At 65.7% G+C, this 18,662-nt stretch carries 14 protein-coding genes and 1 tRNA gene; 5 read left to right on the top strand and 10 right to left on the bottom strand.

Annotation, left to right across the window (positions count from 1 at the left end; translation table 11 throughout):
• Nucleotides 1–230: 230 nt before the first annotated feature.
• Both MTR65_RS07735 and MTR65_RS07730 read right to left on the bottom strand, forming a co-directional pair.
• Entirely contained in the window at nucleotides 231–2,528 is a 2,298-nt protein-coding gene (locus tag MTR65_RS07735) for a TonB-dependent receptor (protein ID WP_243798811.1), read from the bottom strand.
• 280 nt (nucleotides 2,529–2,808) lie between these two features.
• The gene (locus MTR65_RS07730; RefSeq protein WP_243798808.1) at nucleotides 2,809–3,189 is read right to left on the bottom strand and encodes a PilZ domain-containing protein; all 381 of its coding nucleotides are present in this window, start codon (nucleotides 3,187–3,189) and stop codon (nucleotides 2,809–2,811) included.
• 345 nt (nucleotides 3,190–3,534) lie between these two features.
• On the opposite strand from MTR65_RS07730, the gene MTR65_RS07725 reads away from it, so the two are divergent.
• On the top strand, nucleotides 3,535–5,628 hold the full coding sequence (locus tag MTR65_RS07725; protein WP_243798806.1) for a RelA/SpoT family protein: 2,094 nt from the start codon (nucleotides 3,535–3,537) through the stop codon (nucleotides 5,626–5,628).
• Nucleotides 5,629–5,635: 7 nt separating this feature from the next.
• Here the strand turns inward: MTR65_RS07725 and MTR65_RS07720 are convergent, their stop codons facing one another.
• Nucleotides 5,636–5,953, bottom strand: coding sequence for a DUF1905 domain-containing protein (locus MTR65_RS07720; protein ID WP_243798803.1), 318 nt, complete (start codon nucleotides 5,951–5,953; stop codon nucleotides 5,636–5,638).
• Nucleotides 5,950–7,029, bottom strand: a complete 1,080-nt coding sequence (locus MTR65_RS07715; protein WP_243798801.1) for a peptidylprolyl isomerase — start codon at nucleotides 7,027–7,029, stop codon at nucleotides 5,950–5,952. Before MTR65_RS07715 ends, MTR65_RS07720 begins: the two co-directional genes overlap by 4 nt.
• A 74-nt stretch (nucleotides 7,030–7,103) precedes the next feature.
• Between MTR65_RS07715 and MTR65_RS07710 the strand changes: the two genes are divergently transcribed.
• Nucleotides 7,104–7,194, top strand: a tRNA-Ser gene (locus MTR65_RS07710).
• Between the two features lie 121 nt (nucleotides 7,195–7,315).
• Here the strand turns inward: MTR65_RS07710 and MTR65_RS07705 are convergent.
• Nucleotides 7,316–7,612 carry a putative quinol monooxygenase gene (locus MTR65_RS07705; protein ID WP_243798799.1) on the bottom strand — a complete coding sequence of 99 codons (297 nt, stop codon included), beginning with the start codon at nucleotides 7,610–7,612 and terminating at the stop codon, nucleotides 7,316–7,318.
• Nucleotides 7,613–7,686: 74 nt separating this feature from the next.
• A complete protein-coding gene (locus MTR65_RS07700; RefSeq protein WP_243798797.1) occupies nucleotides 7,687–8,484 on the bottom strand; it encodes a type 1 glutamine amidotransferase domain-containing protein in 798 nt (265 codons plus the stop codon).
• 117 nt (nucleotides 8,485–8,601) lie between these two features.
• On the opposite strand from MTR65_RS07700, the gene MTR65_RS07695 reads away from it, so the two are divergent.
• Nucleotides 8,602–9,510, top strand: coding sequence for a LysR family transcriptional regulator (locus tag MTR65_RS07695; protein WP_243798795.1), 909 nt, complete (start codon nucleotides 8,602–8,604; stop codon nucleotides 9,508–9,510).
• 133 nt (nucleotides 9,511–9,643) lie between these two features.
• On the opposite strand, the gene MTR65_RS07690 is transcribed toward MTR65_RS07695, so the two are convergent.
• Nucleotides 9,644–11,266, bottom strand: coding sequence for a GMC family oxidoreductase (locus MTR65_RS07690; protein WP_243798793.1), 1,623 nt, complete (start codon nucleotides 11,264–11,266; stop codon nucleotides 9,644–9,646).
• Between the two features lie 37 nt (nucleotides 11,267–11,303).
• Nucleotides 11,304–12,785, bottom strand: a complete 1,482-nt coding sequence (locus MTR65_RS07685) for a benzaldehyde dehydrogenase (protein ID WP_243798790.1) — start codon at nucleotides 12,783–12,785, stop codon at nucleotides 11,304–11,306.
• A gap of 149 nt (nucleotides 12,786–12,934) precedes the next feature.
• Between MTR65_RS07685 and MTR65_RS07680 the strand changes: the two genes are divergently transcribed.
• On the top strand, nucleotides 12,935–13,852 hold the full coding sequence (locus tag MTR65_RS07680; protein WP_243798787.1) for a LysR family transcriptional regulator: 918 nt from the start codon (nucleotides 12,935–12,937) through the stop codon (nucleotides 13,850–13,852).
• A 137-nt stretch (nucleotides 13,853–13,989) separates the two neighbouring features.
• A complete protein-coding gene (locus tag MTR65_RS07675; RefSeq protein ID WP_243798785.1) occupies nucleotides 13,990–15,585 on the top strand; it encodes a tannase/feruloyl esterase family alpha/beta hydrolase in 1,596 nt (531 codons plus the stop codon).
• A gap of 10 nt (nucleotides 15,586–15,595) precedes the next feature.
• Here MTR65_RS07675 and MTR65_RS07670 read toward each other — a convergent pair whose 3' ends face one another.
• Together MTR65_RS07670 and MTR65_RS07665 are read right to left on the bottom strand one after the other, a co-directional pair.
• Nucleotides 15,596–16,327, bottom strand: coding sequence for a 2'-5' RNA ligase family protein (locus MTR65_RS07670; RefSeq protein WP_243798783.1), 732 nt, complete (start codon nucleotides 16,325–16,327; stop codon nucleotides 15,596–15,598).
• Entirely contained in the window at nucleotides 16,296–18,485 is a 2,190-nt protein-coding gene (locus MTR65_RS07665) for a penicillin acylase family protein (protein ID WP_243798780.1), read from the bottom strand. The genes MTR65_RS07670 and MTR65_RS07665 overlap by 32 nt, the downstream gene beginning before the upstream one ends.
• Nucleotides 18,486–18,662 lie beyond the last annotated feature (177 nt).

Below are 18,662 nucleotides of genomic sequence, written 5' to 3'. Positions count from 1 at the left end.
AGGCTCACCGCTCGCTACGCCGTGGGTGAAGCCCTGTGCGGTCATTGCCTGGGCCAGGCCCGGCAGCGCCAGGGCGCCGAGGCCAAGGAGGCTGCCCTGGATGAGAAGGCGGCGGTCGAGAGTGAGAGGCATGGCAGGCAGTGTCCTGTGTCGCAGGCTATCGGGAAACGCGAAAAAGGGGCGGGGTGGCCGGGCGCGGGACGTGTCCTGGGCCCGCCCACCCCGGATCGTCAGAAGCGGGCCTTCACGGTCACGCCGTAAGTGCGCGGCTCGGCCGGGATGAAGGTGGGGTGCCCGAAGGCGCCGCCGGTGTTGCCCGCATCGAGGAGGTACTTCTCGTCGAAGAGGTTGCGCGCCCAGCCCGCGATTTCATACTGGCCGTTGGCGAAGGTCACGCCGCCACGCACGTTGGCAAGCGTCACGCCCGGCTGGCTGATCGCTTCGGTATTGGGCGTCTCGAAGTAGATCTTCGAGCGGTAGGTCACGCTGGGCGAGAGGAACAGGCCGACGGTCTCGGTTACCGGGGCATCGATGATAAGCCCGGCCGAAGCCTGCCACTCGGGCTGGAGGCGGAAGCGCGAACCAGCGAGGTTGCCGTTCTCGGGGTCGTTGTCGATACCGCCGTCGATCCAGCCGCCGTTGGCGTAGGCGCGCAGCCACGAGGTGGGGCTCACCTCGACTTCGGCCTCTACGCCCAGGTTGCTGGCCGAGCCCGCGCTGATCGTGCGCGCGTTGCCGCCCGCCTCGATCACGGTGACCTGGAAGTCGGAGTACTGCTGGTAGTAGACGCCGAGTGAACCGGAGAAGATGCCGCTCGCCATCTTCACGCCGCCCTCGTAGTTCCACACGGTCTCGTTGCCGACCTCGTTGGGGCCTGCATAGCGCGCGCCGGTGTCGGCATCGGTGAGCGTCGTCACCTGGACCGAGGGCGAACGGCGGCCCTTGGAGATGGTGGCGTAGAGATTGACCTCGTCGGTCACGCGCAGCAGCGCGTTGAAGCGCGGCAGGAACGCGGCGTAGCTGCGGTCGGCGTAGACCACGGCGCCATCGGTGTTGGCATAAGGCAGCAGCGGCTCGCCGTAGATCGGGGCGACCGGCTGGTAGGTGGAATAGCCCGAGCGGCGCTTCTCGATGAGGACGCGCGCGCCCGCGTTGAGTTCAAGCGCCGGGGTGGGGATCCAGGTCGCCTCGCCGAACATCGACCAGGACTGGTTGCGGCCCTCGTTCTGGAACCAGCTGGCATAGGGCGCGCTCTCGATCAGGCCGCCCGTGGCAAGGCCGGTGGCAAGCGCGGCCGGCACGGAATTGTCGGGCGCGACGCAGCCAAGGCCAGGGATGATGTTCGCGGTACACTGCAGATAGGTGCCGACTTCGCTGGAGAAGGGCACGTACTGGCGTGTGTCCTCGATCATGTAGTTCCAGCCGAAGTGGGCGCGCCACTGGTCATCGGCATAGGCGAAGCGGCCCTCGTGGCTGAACTGCCAGCCATCGGCCTGCTCGGCGAATTCCAGATAGGAGGCGGCCGAACCATCGGCGTCGAAGACCTCGAGCGAATCGAAGTTGCGGTAGCCGTTGACGGTGGTGAAGCTCCAGCCGTCCGCGAAGTCCCAGTTGAAGGTGAAGTTCACGTCGTAGACGTCACGGTCGAGGCCCAGCTTGTCCTTGCCCAGGACTTCCTGCGAATTGGGCGAGCCGCCCAGGTACGCATCGCCGTAGACGTCGTCCACCGCGGTCGAGCCGAGCGTGCGCGAAAGAAACGGGGTGCCCGAGTTGCGCTGGCGGTCGTAGGTGAAGACGAGATCCGCGGTGATGTCCGGGGTCGGGGTGAAGCGCAGCGAGCCGCGCACACCCAGCGTGTTGATGCCGTAGAGGTCGTCCTGATTGGGCGCGAGGTTCTTCACGTAGCCATCGCGGTTCTTGTACTTGAATGCGACGCGGCCCGCGATCACGTCGTTACCCGCATTCAGGAAGCCGCCCGCTTCGTAATAGTCATAGTTGCCGTAGCCGCCCGAAATCTCGGCCGAGAGGCCGGGCTTGGGCTTGGCCGAGACCATCGAGATCGCGCCCACGGTCGAGGCGGTGCCGAACAGGGTCGCCTGCGGGCCCTTGACGACCTCGATGCGCTCCATGTCGTAGATGCCCTGGTAGGCCCCGCGCGAGCGCGAGATGTCGACGCCGTTGTAATAGAGCGTGACGCGCGCGGCGTCCTGCGCCGAACCACTGTCCGAGGTGATGCCGCGGATCACGATGCCGGGGTTGTTGGCGCTCTGCTCCTGGATGTTGAGGCCGGGAACGTAGGCGGAGAGCTCGTCGAGTTCGGAGACGCCGATTTCCTCCATGCGCTCACCCGAAAGCGCGCTGAGGGTGACGGGCACGTCCTGCGCGCGCTGTTCATAACGCTGCGTGGTGACGATGATCGCGTTTTCGCTTTCGCCAATGCCGTCGGCCTCGGCGGCCTGTGCGGCAGAGGCAAGCGCGACAAGGGACGAACCGGCGACAAGTGCGGAGAAGACAGCGGACAGTTTCACGGAAAAAAGGTTCCCTCACGAAATAAGCGACACGTTGGAGTGGCTTGCGGGAAGCCCCCTAGCCTGTGTTTGTGACAGCCGCGCGAACCCTTCCGCTTGAAAACGGGGAAGGGCTACGGTGCCGGGGAGGCCCTTTGTCGCAAATTTACAATCTGGAACAGTCTGTTCGTGCAGGCATCAGGATGTGCCTTCGACAGACACGCGGACGCAGCCGGACGCGTAAGGTCCGACTGCGTGGGACGTGCGGGAGGTCGAGGGGAGGGCGCCGGGGCGCGGCGCCTCAGCAGGCGTAGAGCGGGGCGCTCTCTGCCTTCGGTGTGGCGCGCAAGAGACGGTTCTCCACCTGCCCGCCCAGAGTTCCTGCCATGTTGCCGTTGCGGCGCTGGTTGGCGAGACCGATTCCGTGGAGGTCAAGCGGGGCGGACAACTGCACGCCGAATTCACGGCCTTCCACCCAGCGGACCTCACCCTTGAGGCCGAAGGTTCCGGCGAGGTCAAGCTCGATCACTTCGCCGCAGCAAGGAAGCAGGTCCTTGCTGGCAAGGCACATGCCCTGCTCGGAAACGTTGCGGATCATCACCGGGGTGCCGTCCAGACCGGGCAGCGTCATCATCGCGCGCATCAAGGTGCGGTGGCGCGGCGCGCGTGTCACGCGGGCCATGCGGCCGCCCCGCGCCTTCATCGCGCTTGCTTCCGCTGTCTTGTGCGTATCCGCTATCGCGGCCTCTCTATCCAGCATTCCCATCTCGTCCGGTCTCCTCGTCGGTCTGCGCCCGGGGGCGGCAAGACCCTCCTCACTCAAGTTCGTGAGGATGCCCGGGACATTGCTGGCGAAGCGTTAACCCTCGCCCCGGGGCATATCCGATGAAAACGATTGAATTTGCGCCTTGCACGGGGTTAATCTTTTCCGGCCTGCCCCGGCCTCGCGCGTATCTGGTTGCAAAGATTGCATCTGGGCGCGGCAAGGCTTGCCGTGCGCCAAAAAATCTTCACATGACATGGAACGATGCTGCGTCAGTACGAACTAGTTGAACGCGTCAAGGAATACGCGCCCGAGGCCGACGAGGCCCTGCTCAACCGTGCCTATGTCTACACGGTCCAGAAGCATGGAACCCAGAAGCGGGCGAGCGGGGACCCCTATTTTTCGCACCCGGTCGAAGTCGCCGGCCTGATGACCGAGCTCAAGCTCGACCAGCAGACAATCATCACCGCGCTCCTCCACGACACGGTCGAGGATACGCTGGCGACGACCGACGAGATCGAGAAACTCTTCGGCACTGACGTCGCGCGGCTGGTCGATGGCGTCACCAAGCTCTCCAAGATCGAGGTGATGACCGAGAACGAGCGCGCGGCCGAGAACCTGCGCAAGTTCCTCCTCGCGATGAGCGAGGACCTGCGCGTGCTCCTCGTCAAGCTGGCCGATCGTCTTCACAACATGCGCACGCTCCACTTCATCAAGAAGCCGGAGAAGCGCCAGCGCATCGCGCGCGAGACCATGGAGATCTACGCGCCGCTGGCCGAGCGCGTGGGCATGTACGAATACATGCGCGAGATGCAGCTCCTGGCCTTCGAGCAGTTGGAGCCCGAGGGCTATGCCACGATCACCGGGCGTCTTGCCCAGATCCGCAGCCAGGAAGGCGGGCAGGTCGATGCGATCGCGCTGGCCATCAAGCAGGCGCTCGCCGAAGCAGGCATCGCGGTCGAGGTGACGGGGCGAGAGAAGCACCCCTATTCGATCTGGCGCAAGATGAAGGAGCGCCACGTCTCCTTCGAGCAGATCACCGACATCATGGCCTTCCGCGTCCTCACCGAGAACCCGGACGATTGCTACCGCGCGCTGGGCGTCCTGCACCAGCACTGGCAGATGATCCCGGGGCGCTTCAAGGACTACATCTCGACGCCCAAGTCGAACGGCTACCAGTCGCTGCACACCGCGCTCATCTATGAAAATTCGATGCGCATGGAAGTGCAGATCCGCACCCGCGAGATGCACCGCCTAAACGAGTTTGGCCTCGCCGCGCACTGGGCCTACAAGCAGGGCGGTTCGCGCCCCGACGGGCAGGTCGGCTGGCTGCGTGACCTCATCGAGATCGTCGACAGCACGCACGACGCCGAGGAGCTGCTCGAGAACACCAAGCTCGCGATCTACCAGGACCGCATCTTCGCCTTCACCCCCAAGGGCGCGCTGCACCAGTTGCCCAAGGGCTCGACTGCGGTCGACTTCGCCTTTGCGGTCCATACCGACCTTGGCAGTTCGGCGGTGGGCGCCAAGATCAACAACCGCCACATGCCGCTGCGCACCCGTCTCAACAACGGCGACGTGGTGGAGATCATCAAGAGCGAGGGCTCCGAGCCGCAGCTCTCCTGGTTGGGCTTCGTCGTGACCGGCAAGGCCCGCGCCACGATCCGCCGCGCGGTGCGTGCCAAGGAGCGCGCCGAAATCGCCGAGATCGGCTCCAAGCTCTACGACGAGATCGTCACCCGCCTGCCCCAGCGCATCGGCAAGAAGGCCCTTCACGCGGCAATGGAACGCCTCGGAATGCGCGGCGAGGAAGACCTCATGTTCGCGATCGGCTCGGCCCACGTGACCGACCGCGAGGTGATGGAGGCGCTGGTGCCGGGCAGCACCGAGACCATGCCCGACGATCCCGAATGGACCCGCAGCGAGAAGGCCATCTCGATCAAGGGGCTGACAGCGGGGATGGGCTTCGAGCTTGCCAAGTGCTGCCACCCGGTGCCGGGCGACCGCATCGTCGGCCTGCGCCGTCCCGACCACAAGGTCGAGGTCCACACGATCGATTGCCTGACGCTGGCCAACGGCGTGGATGCCGACTGGCTTGACCTGTCCTGGGGCTCGCGCACGACCGGCGCGACCGGACGTCTGCGCCTCGTGCTCTACAACCGGCCCGGCACGCTGGCCGAAGTCACGCAGATCTTCGCCAACGCGCACGCCAACGTCGCCAGCCTCAACATGGTCCAGCGCGACGATCCCTTCGGCACTTACGAGGCGGATCTCGAGGTCGCCGACCTCGCCCACCTCACGCGCATCATCGCGGCGCTACGGGCAAGTGCGGCGGTGACCGACGCGGAACGTATCTAGTCGCGCGCTAGAAGGTCAGCTCGACCTCGACGGGTTCGTCTTCGGCAAGGTCCTCCGCCTTGCGCACGGCGGCCTTGACGGGCAGTAGCCAGGCGCCGTCGCCCTTGCTGGGAAAGACCGAGGTCGCAAAGCGCGTCGCCCCGATGCGCGCCTGGACCTTGATCGAACCGAAGCCGCGCCCCAGGCCCTCCAACTTGCGCATGAGCGCGGTCGCGCTCAGCGTTTCGGCATCGGCACCAGTGATGCTGAGGAAGTACCAGGTTCCCCCGTTCGCGCCACCCGTCCAGCGCCAGAGCGGGGCGGTGTGCGTGACTGTCTCGCTCATTTCGCAGCGTGGCGGATGGGCACGGGGATGTTGCAGATGTCGATGCCGCCTGTGGGCTGGATGTAGAACGTGTCCTTGCGGTTGGCGCGCGAGGCGACGTACTTTTCAAAGCTCACGCTGTCGGTGGCGAGATATTCGAAGGCGGGCAGGTCCGCCACTTCGTCGCCCATGCGCACCGAGACGATCGGAGTGCGTTCCTGCGGCGTTTCGTAGAAGCTGAGTTCGCCCGTGCCGCGCGGCAGCGAGGAGAGGTATTCCATGCCCTCGATCACCCGGCCGACGACGGCGATGTTGCGGTCGAGCTGGCGCGGGGCCTGTCCGATCACCGCGTAGAGTTCGGCGCCGGTGCCGGTGTCGGGCGAATAGTTGCGGCCCACGCCCACCGCGCCGTAGCAGTGGAGGGGCCAGAACCTTGGGTCGGTCTCGGTCGGATCTTCCGGGGCGTCGGTCGCGACGGGCCAGCCCTGGTAGAACTCCACCCAGGGCGCGTAGCTGTCGCGCGTGTGCCAGCCCATGTCGGCCTGCGCGGTGGTTGTGGCGGGGATCGAGGCGGGAGGGGTGTCCTCCTCGATAAACAGGGATTGCGGATCGAGGTCGGTCATCTGGGCCAAGACACCCGCCTCAGGTGCGCACTCAGGGTAGTCGTCCTGCGCGAAAGAGGTGGTGTAGTCTCCCTCGCCCGGCGTGCAGAGCCCGTCCGGAAGCGGCTTGGCCTTGGCCGGGTTTTCACCCTCTGGATCGCCCCATTGCACCACGTAGTTGTCCTGGACCCGGACAATGGCGATGCCGTCGTACCAGCGCGCGGCAACAAGCGCGCGCATGTTGTGCGTCCAGGGCACCGAGAAGGGCGGCGGCATGAGCTGGATCACGACCCGGCGCGGCGTGCCATCTGTGGCAGGCGCGAGCTCCATGACCATGAGGTCGGACGGCGCGATCTTGCGCCATTCCCGGGCCTTGGACGCCTTGACGATGCTGTCGGGTGTGACGTCCGGCGCTCCCTCCTGCGCCTCTAGGGGAGATGCAAGAGCGGACGTGACGGCGAGCAAGGGCAGGAGATGCCGGAGGAAAATGCGCATGAAATGACGATGCCACGCGCTCAGTGCTTGCGAAAGCCAAAAAGTGGCGCTAGTGGCACGCCCTCCAGCGATGCGGAGCGGTGGCCGAGTGGTCGAAGGCGCACGCCTGGAAAGTGTGTATACGGTAACCCCGTATCGAGGGTTCGAATCCCTCCCGCTCCGCCATTTCCCTGATCATTGATGTTCGTGATTGCCCGCTGAAGGGCAGGTTCTTGCGAACTTTTCCGTGTTTGATTGCCCCCTGCGCCACGATGGCGACAGGCGCCCTCGACCTCGTCGTGGCCCCTCAGTTTGCAGAGAGGGGATCAAGGACGAAGGCGACCCGTTCGGCCAGCGTCTCGATCTGCGCGAGGTAGGTCTGGAAATGCGCAGTTGCGCGGTGGGCGGCAACCGCTTCCTGTCCGGTGTAGAGCTCGTCCAGCACGAAGCGGGTCGGCTCGCTCTGGTCCTGCCAGAGGTCGTAGCGAAGGTTGCCCGCTTCGGCCCGGCTCGGCGCGAGCATGCCCTCGAGAAGCGCGCGGAGCTGGTCGGTTGCGCCGGGACGGGCGGTCAGGATGGCAACGATCTTTACAGGCGTGGTCATGGTGGTGATCCTTTCTGAACGGGAGGGGGCGGTGGTGCGCATGCGAAGCGCACCGCCGGTCTTGCGCGTGCGCATTATGCGGTGCGCGAACCGCCAAGCGCTTCGATCATGGCCTTGGCAATGGCGTGATCGGAGGCCGGGTTCTGGCCCGTGATCAGTTCGCGGTCGACGACCACATGCGGGGCAAAGTCCTCGTCTGCAGCGCTGACCTCGCCGCCCGCGAGGCGCAGGGCCTTGGGCATGTCGAAATGAAGTTCGCCCTTGAGCAGGTGTTCTTCGGCAATCTTCTCCTCGCTCGCCGAGAACACCGTCATGCGATAGCCCGCGTAGATCCAGTCCTGCGCCAGGCGGCTTGCCCGGGTATCGTCGCCCTCGGTCAGGGCTGCCCGGTACGCGGGCGCGTCGCTGAGCGCCGCGACAATCGCTACGGGTCCATGGCAGAGCAGCCCGGTCGGCTTGGCCTTGGCGTGGAAGTGGTGCAGGATCATGCCCACCTCGAGATTCTCCATGAGGTCGACTATCGGCGCATGGCCCCCGGGGACAAAGACACCGGCAAATCCATCCAGCCCCTCGGTCAGGACCGAGGACAGTGTGCGCACCGCGTTCATCGCCGGGTGCTCGGCAAAGAACTGCCTGGCGCGTTCATATGCGGCTTTATCACCGCCAAAATGCTCGGCCGTGTCCGAGTCTGCATCGATGTGCGGCCGGGTGCCATCGGGCGTGGCGAGCACGACATCGTAGCCCGCGTCGATCAGCGCCATTGCGGGGACGACGGTCTCGTTGAGATACTGTCCGGTCGGGGCCGAGCCACCGCCGCGCAATTCGATCTGGGTGGCATTCGAGCCGAGAAAGAGCACTCTCGCCTGCGTCATCTGAACCTCCTTGGTCATGTGCAGCAACCGCTGCGGATGCCTGCAAGGTGGTCTCTTTCTACATATTCGAGAAATTTATTATATTGATCTTAGATATGGGCAAGGCAGTATGACTGGATGCGCTACGATCTCAACCTGCTTCCCATCTTCGTCGCCCTGATGGAGGAGCGGAACGTCACACGCGCCGCCCAGCGGGTCGGGATGACCCAGCCCGCGCTGTCCAACGCGCTTTCGCGTCTGCGCGTGATGTTGCAGGACCAGCTGTTCATTCGTGAGCGCTATGGCATCCAGCCCACGCCCATTGCTCTCGAACTGGCGCCGAGGATTGCCGAGGCACTAGCCAAGCTCGATGATGCCGTGCTGGGCCAGCAGGCCTTCGATCCGGCGAAGGCCGAGCGGGTCTTCACCATAGCTCCGAACGGCTATGTCGAGTTCGTTCTGGTGCCCGCCGTGGTGGCCCGGCTTCAGCAGGTGGCACCGGGCATCAAGCTGCGGCTGACACCCTATGGCAACGATCTGGCCGAGACGGGCGTCGTGTCCGGCACGACCGCGCTGGTGCTGGGCCGCATCGTCGATCCGCCCGACAATCTCGTTGTCCAGCACCTCATGGACGAAAGCCTAGCCTGCGCCGTGCGGGCAGACCATCCCACGGTGGGCGACACGATGACACGCGCGCAGTTCGAGGCGCTGAAGCACGTCAACATCATGCCTCCGGGGCGCATGCGCGCGGGTCTGTTCCAGGCGCTCGCCCAGCAGGACCTCAAGCGCGAGGTGGCCATTTCCGTCACCAACTTCTTCGCGGTCGCCGAAATGGTGGCGGCCACCGACTATTGCGCAACGCTGCCCTCGCTGATCTGTCAGCGGCTGAGGCAGGATCCGCGCCTGAAAATCCTGCCCACGCCGGTGGACCTTGGCACGTTCCCCGTCGAAATGGCCTGGCATGTGCGATATCGGCAGGACCCGGCCCATCGCTGGTTTCGGGGATTGATTGCCGATGTGGTTCGGGAGCTGTCAGCTTCCGCGTGAAGCGCCTCGTGCTACCCAAGCCTCGCTTGAGAGCTATCCCTAATGCAAGATCGCCCCGGAAAGCCGAAGCTTTCCGAGGCGATCCCGGTTGGGAGCTCGTGGAAGGGGCCAAGGTGCCCCGGTGCCGTGCGGGTCAGGCCGCAGCGGGCGCCTTGGCGAAGTAGGTCTCGACCAGCATCTTGGAGGCGTGCCGGGCCAGTGCCTGCGTGGGGGCATTGGTGTTGCCGCTGATGATCTGGGGCATGATCGAGGCGTCGATGACGTGAAGGTTGTCGATGCCCTTTACCTTGAGGCGCGCATCGACGACGCTCATCGGATCCTCGGGCTTGCCCATCGCGCAGGTGCCGACCGGGTGCCACATGGTGGTGGCGACCTGCTTGACGAAACCGCTGATGTCCTCATCGCTCTGGACGGCTGCGCCGGGGACGAATTCCTCCTCGATTACTTCGGCAAGCGAGCGCTGCGCCATGACCTTGCGCAGGGCCTTGACCGCCGCAATGCCGACCTTGAGGTCATAAGGGTCGCCGATGAAGTTGGGGTTGATCAGCGGCATCGAAGTGGGATCGGCGTCGGCAAGGCGAACCCAGCCCCGGCTTCTGGGCTGGAGCACCACCGTGGCAAACGTGACTCCCGATCGCGAACCCGACGGATTGAGGCCGTCCTCTGAAATGATCGGCTCGTGGTAGCATTGCACCGTGGGTTCCTGGTTCTCCAGATCGTCTGGATCGAAATAGGACACGGTCTCGATGCCATTGCCCGAGGCCGGGCCGTCGCCCGTGACCAGATAGCGCGCGCCCGAGGCCAGCATGCCCACCCCTTGCGCGGCGGACTGATAGCCCATCTTGCCTTTCACGAAGGCGGCGATCGGAATGATCGGGTGGTCCTGCAGGTTCTCACCGACGCCGGGCAGGTCCTCGATCACGGGAATGCCGAACGTCTCGAGCTGTTCGCGCGGGCCCACGCCCGAATGCATGAGCACCTTGGGGCTTTGCACCGCGCCTGCCGAGAGGATGACGAGATCGGCGCGAATTTCTTCTTCGCTGGACCCGTGGCGCACGCACACGCCGACCGCCTTGTGGTCCTCGATCAGGACCTTCGTGACGGTGCGCGAGGTCAGGAGATCGACGCGGCCAGCATCGACCTGCGGATGCAGATAGGCGACCGCCGCGCTGGCGCGCTTGCCATTGTCGATGTTCATCTGGACCGGGGATACACCGGTCTGGGTCGTGCCATTATAGTCGGCGTTGTAGTCCAGCCCGAACTCCTGAAACGCCTTCATGCAGCGCTGGTTGAGTTCGTTGATACCCTTGGGCAGTTCGACCGAGAGAGGGCCGTCGATGCCGTGATGCTCGTTGTGGAAGGTGTCGTTGCGCTCCTGCTCGATGTAGGTCTTGCGCATCGTGTCCCACGACCAGTCGCCGGTTTCGCCCACGGCCTCCTGCCAGGCGTCGAAATCCTGCTTCTGGCCGCGCACGTAGCACATCGCGTTGACCGACGTGCCGCCACCCACGACCTTGCCCATGCGGAAGCGGCGGCGCTGGCCGTTCACGGGCACGGTGTCGTAGGGCCAGACCGCGGTATCCTTGGCGAGCAGCTTGGAATAGCCCGCAGGAATGTGGATCATGGGGTTGCGATCCAGCGGCCCGGCTTCCAGCACGGCAATCGATTTGTCGGTGTGCTGCGCGAGGTAGTCGGCAACGACGCAGCCTGCAGCGCCGCTGCCCACGATGAGAACGTCGTAGTGCTTTCCAGACATCAGGTGACCTTTCTTTTTGTTATGTCGTGCGCCGGCTTCAGAACGGGTAGGCCGGTGCCTCTCCCTTGATCGTGACCCACTGCCACTCGGTGAATTCCTCCCAGTTCGCCGGACCGCCGATGGCGCTGCCGTTGCCCGAGGCGCCTACGCCGCCGAAGGGGTTGACCACCTCGTCGTTGACCGTCTGGTCGTTGATGTGAAGGAGGCCGGTCTGGAGCTGCTCGCCGATCGCCATGGCGCGCGAAACATTGCGCGACTGAATGGCGGCGGAGAGGCCGTATTCGGTCTGGTTGGCAAGCTTTACGGCTTCGGCATCGTCGGCGAAGGTGGTGACGACCGCGACCGGACCGAAAATCTCTTCGCGAAAGGCGCTCATCTCGGGGGTGACGTTGGCAAGGACGGTGGGCGTGTAGAACAGCTTCTCACCCTGGCCGCCGGTGACGAGCGTGGCGCCTGCATCGAGGCTTTCCTGGACGACCTTGGCGACGTGGTCGGCCTGGCGCTGGTTAATCAGCGGGCCGATCGCGATGTTCTCGTCGGTGGGGTCGCCCATCGGCAGCGCCGCGGCCTTTTCGCCCAGCGCCTTCACGAAATCCTCGGCAATCGCTTCGTGGACGAGCACCCGGCCCGCCGACATGCAGATCTGTCCCTGGTGCAGGAACACACCCCAGGCGACATTGCGAAGGGCAAGGTCGATATCGGCGTCGTCGAGCACGATGATCGAGTTCTTGCCGCCCAGTTCCAGACTGACCTTCTTGAGATGACGGCTGGCGTTCTGGCCGACCATGCGCCCCGCGCCGGTCGAGCCGGTGAACTGGATCATGCCCACCTCCGGGTCCGAGCACAGCGCCTCGCCCGCTTCGCTGCCGCCGGGAAGGACATGCAGGAGGCCCGAGGGCAGGCCCGCCAGTTCGAACAGACGCGCAATGACGAGGCCGCCGCAGATTGCGGTGCGCGGGTCGGGCTTGAGGATCACCGCATTGCCCACGGCGAGCGCGGGCGCGACCGCGCGCATGGCGAGGTAGAGCGGGAAGTTGAAGGGGGAGATGATGCCCACGACGCCAATCGGGCGGCGCCGCGCCATGTTGATGCGGCCGGGCGTCGTGGGCAGGACAAGGCCCTGCGCCTGATGGGGCATTGCGGCGGCAAGCTGGATGGACTTCAGGGTGACGGTCAGCTCGAAGGCCGCCTTGGCACGGGCCGAGCCGCTTTCGCGGACCAGCCAGGTGACAATATCTTCAAAGTGCGCCTGGCCGATGGAAAGCGCTTTCAGGAACACCTCGGCGCGGGCGTCGGGGGTGAGGGCGGCCCATTCGCGCTGGGCGCGGCGCGCGGACTTGGCCGCTTGGGCAACGTCTTCGGCGTTGGCAAGCGCAATCTGGCCCAGTTCCTTGCCGGTGGCGGGCTCGATCGCCTGCGTGGTGTCATCGCCGGCGGTCCAGCCATTGCCGTAGAACATACCGGAAAGATACTTTTCGGGGAGGAATTCGGCTGCGTCCTGCGCGCTGGTATTCGTCATGCCCATCTCCGTTCTCTTGCTTTTTATCGCGTATTGGCGACCTGAATGGAGCGGGAGGTAAGTTTTCTCCCCGAGGATGCAAAGACCATCTAGGTTCCTTCACATATCGGTTTGGTATATCACGCGCCGCAGTCGTAACGAGAGGAACCATGGCGGACATTCGGCGTTTACGCTATTTCGTGGCGGTTGCTTCCGAGCAGAGCTTCACCCGCGCGGCGGCGCGTCTCAACATCGCGCAGCCCCCGCTGAGCCGCCGTATCCAGGAAATCGAGGAAGAGCTTGGCACGAAGTTGATCGAGCGCTCCTCGCGCCCGCTCACGCTGACCCCCGCCGGCCAGCTGTTCTACGCCCACGCCCTTCAGGTGCTGGAGCGGCACGATACCATGGAGCGGGCGATGGAGCGCTTCATCAAGGCGGAACGGCCACGCTTCACGCTGGGCGTGCAACCCTCCGAGTTCTACGTTCGCCTCCCGCAGATCGTGCGGCGCTTCCGCACGCAGGATCCGGGTACGGACCTGGTCCTCACCGAAATGAGCAGTTCCGAGCAGATCGCGGCCCTGAAGGAAGGTCGGATCGATGCGGGGCTGGGGCGCGTGCGCATCGATGATCCTGCCATCGAGCGCGAAGTGCTGCGCGAGGAACGCCTTGTCGCCGCGCTGCCGCCAGGGGCGGGGCCTGCGAACGAGCCCATTGGCCTGGATCACCTGGCGCGCATGCCCCTGCTGCTCTACCCGCGCGAGCCACGGCCCAGCCACGCCGACGTGGTGCTGTCCGTCTTTCGCGATTCCGGCCTGAACCCTGAGGAAGTGATCGAGGTGCGCGAACTGGAGACGGCGCTCATCATGGTCTCGGCCGGGGTCGGGGCCTGCCTCATACCGGCTTCCTCGCAGTGGCTGGCCCATCCCGAGGTCATCTGCCGCCCGGTGCAGCCGCGGGCCGTCTCGCCGATCATTCTCTACCACCGCCCCGGCGAGGCTTCGCCCCAGTTCGCCACGCTCCTGCGGACATTCGCCTCCCTGTTCCAGGAATGGGGCTATCCGCTCTCGGCCCGCCTCTTGCAGGCGTGACAGCCACAGGGGCGCAGGCAGGTCTCTTGCAGGTAGACGGATCGGACGCTTGACCCGTGCTCGCCTCGCCTATCATAACAGGTGGTAGGATGGCGTCCTGAAGGGCGTGGAGCGATAGATTTCGCAGGGAGAGAGACATGTCACGTGCCATATTCGGCCTGACCGCGCTGCTGTGCGCGGGGATCGCAACACCGGCCCTGGCCAGGGCGGAAGGGGCCGCGACCGAGGCGGATGAGGCACGCTGCACACGCGTCGCGCGCGAGCGTTTCGGTGAGGATGTCACCCTGACCCGGGTCGTGCATCTGGATGTGACCCCCGCGACGGCCGGTGACGCGCAAGGCACGCCGCGCATGTCCGCGCTGCCCGCCCATTGCCGGATCGAAGGCATCATCAACGCGCGCAAGGGCGCCGATGGCAAGGACTACGGCATCGGCTTTGCCATGGCGCTGCCCGATGACTGGACGGGGCGCTTCCTGCTCCAGGGCGGCGGCGGGCTCAACGGCAGCGTGAAGCCTCCGGTGGGGCCTGTCGCCAGCGATGGCACGCCGGCACTGGCGCGCGGCTTTGCGGTCATCAGCCACGACAGCGGGCACAAGGGCGCGGTCTTCGACGACAGTTTCCTGGCCGACCAGCGCGCTGCGCTCGACTTTGCCGAAGCCTCGGTGGAGCGCGTGGCGCTGCTCGGCAAGGCGATCGCGACGCGTTACTACGGCGCGCCCATCGCGCACAGCTACATGACCGGCTGCTCGACGGGCGGGCGCGAGGGCATGCTGGCCTTCCAGCGCTATCCCGACCTGTTCGACGGCATCGTGGTCGGAGCCCCCGCGATGCGTTCGGCGGATTCGAATCTCGGCGTCGAATATACTCAGGTCCTGTTCAACCAGGCCGCGCCCAAGGATGGGGACGGCCTGCCGATCCTCAGCCAGGTTCTGACCGACGCCAATCGCAAGGCAATCCTGGCGGGCATCCTCGACCAGTGCGATGGCCTGGATGGCCTGAAGGACGGCATGGTCGAGAACGTCGCGCAGTGCCGTTTCCAACCGACCCGCATCGGCTGCGAGGAGGCGCCGGGCGAGGGGTGCCTGTCGGCCGGACAGGTGCGCGCGCTGGAGCTGGGATTGGCAGGTCCGAAGGACAGCGCGGGTTATCCGCTCTACGCCCCCATGGCGGCCGATACCGGCATCGTCGCGAGCCCTATGGGGTATCTGCCGACCGGGCATCCCGGCCCCTTCGGTCCGCCCAACCGCGCGACCGAGATCGACCTTGACGCGCGCATCCACGCGATCCGCAACACCGCCTGGCAACGCCTGACCGACACCAATTACTGGACCAACCTCAGCACTTATCTGGGCCGGGGGGGCAAGGTCCTGTTCTTCCACGGCGTCTCGGACTTCTGGTTCTCGCCCTTTGCGACCTGGGACTACTACCAGCGCGCGGCCGAGGCGAACGGTGCGGACTTCACGCAGGCGAGCCGGTTCTACATGGTGCCTGGAATGCTGCACTGCTCGGGCGGCAACAGCTTCGAGGAGTTCGATCTCCTCTCCGCCATCGTCGCCTTCGTGGAAGAGGGCAAGGCGCCCGAGGCGGTGACCGCTTATCGCAAGGGAGAGGGGGCGGACCATGTGCGCGAGAGCAGGCCTCTATGCCCCTATCCGGCGCACGCGGCCTATCAGGGCGGCGATCCGCGGCGTGCGGAGAGCTTTACCTGCGAGCCGCCTGCCGAGGCCGACTGAGCCGACGTCTTCAGCGCGGGAAGCGGAATTCGGCGAGGGTCTCCACGATCTGGCCATCTGCATCCACACGGCCGATACCGATCCCTTCGACCATTCCCTCTGCGTGCGGGGGATCGGCCTTCGCCTGCGCCATGAAGGCATCGAGCTCGGGGCTCGTCTCGCGGGCAAGCAGGGTCAGGTGCGGATCGAACTGGGCAAAGACGTTGGGGGATCCGTAGCGTTCGAAAACGGGTAGTTTGTCGGGGTAGGCCTCCATCCATTCGGGTGGGGCTACCGCGTGGTCGCGCAAGGGTTCGGCCGTGAGCGTGACGAGGTCGGCGAGGCGCTGGAGTGCGGCGCTGCGCTCCAGGGTCAGGAACAGCCAGTCCGAGGGTGTGCGCTCGGCGCCCTTGATAACAAGGGGAATGCGCGCCTGCTGCCGGGCGAGCGCGCCAATGGCCGCGATCAGTTTCTCTTCCGATCCTTGCGGGTACTGCGTCAGGTAGAGCGTTGCGTGCACCGCGTGCCCCCGCGCCTGGAAGCTGGTCATGCCGCGCGCGGCGAGATCTGCGCTCGCCTTCGTGACGGCCTCTTCGATCGCGGCGGAGGGAATGGCATAGACGTTCAGGCGCACAGGTTCCTGCGCATGGGCACCAAACGCGAGCGTCATGCCGACAAGACCGAGCATGGCGGCAAGGAGACGGGTGAAGCGGGCGCGAGGGCTCCCACGCTCAGCCGCCCGGGTGGTAGCGTTTTTCGACATGGCCGGTGAGATCCTCGGGGTAGAAGTAGACGGGGCGCAAGGCGCCTTGCGCATAGAGTTCGGCCTGGTCGGCGAAGTGCGGTGAGGCCGGATCGCCGCTTTCGCCGCCCGCCGTGACGGCGAGCGCGCGGACCTTCGGGCCGAATTCGACCACGGCAACGAAGCTGTTGCCGCTCGTGCCATAGTACTTGGCCGTGTTGGGGTAAGGCTTCGCGCCAAAGGAGGCGAGCGAGCCCCAGATGGCCGAGGTGAAGGGCACCGGAAGGCTGGGCGCATCATCATCGAAGTGGGGCGTCAGCGTGTTGTCGAGGCGCTGGAAGCGGTTGATGTCGCCCCAGGCCACGCGCCAGGAGCCAAAGTCACCCCTGAGGCGCGCCACGGTGTCCTCAAGTGCGGTAAGGCGGGCGTTGGCTTTGAGGTTGCGGGCGATGTAGTCGGGCAGTTGCAGGTGCGCGGCCTTGGCCTTCGCGCGGTACGCTGCGCCTAGCGTATCGCCCCAGACGACCGCCAGCGAGGTCGCCTGTGAGGCATAGCCCCAGCGGTGGTCCCAGCGGCGCAGGAGCGTGATCGGCTCGGCCAGCGCGGCGCGGCGGGGATCCTCTTCGGGCAGAGCGTCGTAGTCGGCCAGCAGTTGCGGGATCAGCATCGCGAAGGCGGGTAGGTGGCTGTCAAAGGCCGCCTCGACCAGCGTTTCCAGCGTGAAATCGGCGCGCCCTTGCAGCACGGCATCGGCGTGGACGCCGCGGTAATTGGGGCCAAACTGGTCCATGTACTTCGGGAAGTCTTCCGGTATGGGGCTGTCGGGGCCAGCCGCATCCCAGGGCCAGTCGTTGGTGTTATGGACCCAGCCTACACCGGGGGCGATGGCGCTGGGCAGGCTCTCCAGCGTGTGGAGGCCCTGCCAGTCGGTCGCGGGATCTGCGCCGTCGACGACTTGGGTATAGTCGAAGGTGTCGTCGCGCACGGGTACGAATTGGGGGTGGAGATAGGCGATCTCACCCTTGCTATCGGCAAAGATCGTGTCGTTCGAGGAATTGGCGCGCCGCTCGGCTACGTCCAGGTAGCTGGCCAGATCCTCGGTCTTGGTGCGCAGCCAGGACTGCTCGAGGGCGGGGATCGGCTTCCACATGAGCGCCTGCGCGATCCACTTGCCGCCGTGTTCGGCAACAACGGGCCCGTGGTGGGTGCGGTAGACCGGGAACGTGCGCGTGCCCTTCGTCCCGTCCTCGCGGCGGTAGGCGAGGGTGAGGCTTTCCTCTCTCACCGGGCGCAGTTCGTCCCCATAGCGGGTGAAGCGCGCGCCGTCCTTCTCGACCACGGTCTCGGCGAAGCTGTCGATGTTGTCGACGCCCGAGGAGGTGTGCATCCAGCCGGTCCTGGTGTTGAAGCCCTGGTAGATGAAGAACTGGCCCCAGGTGCTGGCGCCATAGGCGTTGAGACCTTCCTCGCTCGTCATCTGCAATTCGGAGCGGAAGTAGAAGCTGGTGTGCGGGTTGATGAGGAGGAGCGCGTGGCCGTTCTTCGTGTTGGTGGGCGCAATGGCGATACCGTTGGAGCCGCTTGGCTCGCGCGGGGCCGCGCCGGTTTCCAGCGCGGTCAGCGCAATCTCGCGCTTTTCATAGAAGGCCTGGAGCTGGCTGAGCGGGATCGAGCGCTCGATGTCCCCGCCGATGCTGCCTTCCGTGAAGGAGAGCGCCATCCACGGCTCGAACCGGGTCAGGACGCGGGGGCGTACCTCGGGGTGGGTGGCAAGGTAGCAGTTGAGCCCGTCCGCCCAGGCGTCCATCAGCGCGCGCAGCCAGGCCGGGCTTTCGCTGTACTGGGTCTTGAGCCTGGTGGGATCGACGAAGAGGCGCTGGCGTAGGTCCTGCCAGATCGCGCTTTCCCCTTCCGCCTCGGCCACGCGGCCAAGGGCCGTCAGGTAGTTCATCTCGATGCGGGGGAAGTCGTCCTCGGCCTGCGCGTAGATTGCCCCGAAAACCGCATCGGCGTCGGTCGTGCCGTGGACGTGGGCGATGCCCCAGTCGTCCCGCGTGATCGTCACGTCCTTCGCGTGGGCGGACCAACGCGCGGTTTCGGAGAGCGGGGCGGCGCTGGCCTGAACGGGCGCAAGGCTTGAGGCAAGGAGGGCGGCAAGGAGGATAGCGGGGCGTGTCATCGTCTGCTGGTGCTATGCGCGCGGTCTGCGCGAGGCAAGCGCGGTGAGAGCGAGGCGCGCCGGAGTAGATCGCCAAGGCCGCTCAGGGCGGCCCCTTGTTGCAATTCCTGCACAATCGAACGCAATAACCGTACAGCACGGTATATTGACGGATTGTGTCTGAAGGGTCACTGGCCG

Source organism: Novosphingobium mangrovi, assembly GCF_022818885.1.
GTDB classification, from domain to species: domain Bacteria; phylum Pseudomonadota; class Alphaproteobacteria; order Sphingomonadales; family Sphingomonadaceae; genus Novosphingobium; species Novosphingobium mangrovi.
Note: the sequence above shows the minus strand (reverse complement) of the source record. Positions and strands in the feature narration are given on the sequence as shown.

What these genes read in the sequence shown, in the direction of transcription:
- MTR65_RS07695 (WP_243798795.1), top strand. Translation starts at nt 8,602, where the DNA reads ATGCGCTACGATCTCAACCTGCTTCCCATCTTCGTCGCCCTGATGGAG.
- MTR65_RS07700 (WP_243798797.1), bottom strand. Translation starts at nt 8,484, where the DNA reads ATGACGCAGGCGAGAGTGCTCTTTCTCGGCTCGAATGCCACCCAGATC.
- MTR65_RS07690 (WP_243798793.1), bottom strand. Translation starts at nt 11,266, where the DNA reads ATGTCTGGAAAGCACTACGACGTTCTCATCGTGGGCAGCGGCGCTGCA.
- MTR65_RS07730 (WP_243798808.1), bottom strand. Translation starts at nt 3,189, where the DNA reads ATGGCCCGCGTGACACGCGCGCCGCGCCACCGCACCTTGATGCGCGCG.
- MTR65_RS07670 (WP_243798783.1), bottom strand. Translation starts at nt 16,327, where the DNA reads ATGTCGAAAAACGCTACCACCCGGGCGGCTGAGCGTGGGAGCCCTCGC.
- MTR65_RS07680 (WP_243798787.1), top strand. Translation starts at nt 12,935, where the DNA reads ATGGCGGACATTCGGCGTTTACGCTATTTCGTGGCGGTTGCTTCCGAG.
- MTR65_RS07665 (WP_243798780.1), bottom strand. Translation starts at nt 18,485, where the DNA reads ATGACACGCCCCGCTATCCTCCTTGCCGCCCTCCTTGCCTCAAGCCTT.
- MTR65_RS07685 (WP_243798790.1), bottom strand. Translation starts at nt 12,785, where the DNA reads ATGACGAATACCAGCGCGCAGGACGCAGCCGAATTCCTCCCCGAAAAG.
- MTR65_RS07705 (WP_243798799.1), bottom strand. Translation starts at nt 7,612, where the DNA reads ATGACCACGCCTGTAAAGATCGTTGCCATCCTGACCGCCCGTCCCGGC.
- MTR65_RS07725 (WP_243798806.1), top strand. Translation starts at nt 3,535, where the DNA reads ATGCTGCGTCAGTACGAACTAGTTGAACGCGTCAAGGAATACGCGCCC.
- MTR65_RS07715 (WP_243798801.1), bottom strand. Translation starts at nt 7,029, where the DNA reads ATGCGCATTTTCCTCCGGCATCTCCTGCCCTTGCTCGCCGTCACGTCC.
- MTR65_RS07675 (WP_243798785.1), top strand. Translation starts at nt 13,990, where the DNA reads ATGTCACGTGCCATATTCGGCCTGACCGCGCTGCTGTGCGCGGGGATC.
- MTR65_RS07720 (WP_243798803.1), bottom strand. Translation starts at nt 5,953, where the DNA reads ATGAGCGAGACAGTCACGCACACCGCCCCGCTCTGGCGCTGGACGGGT.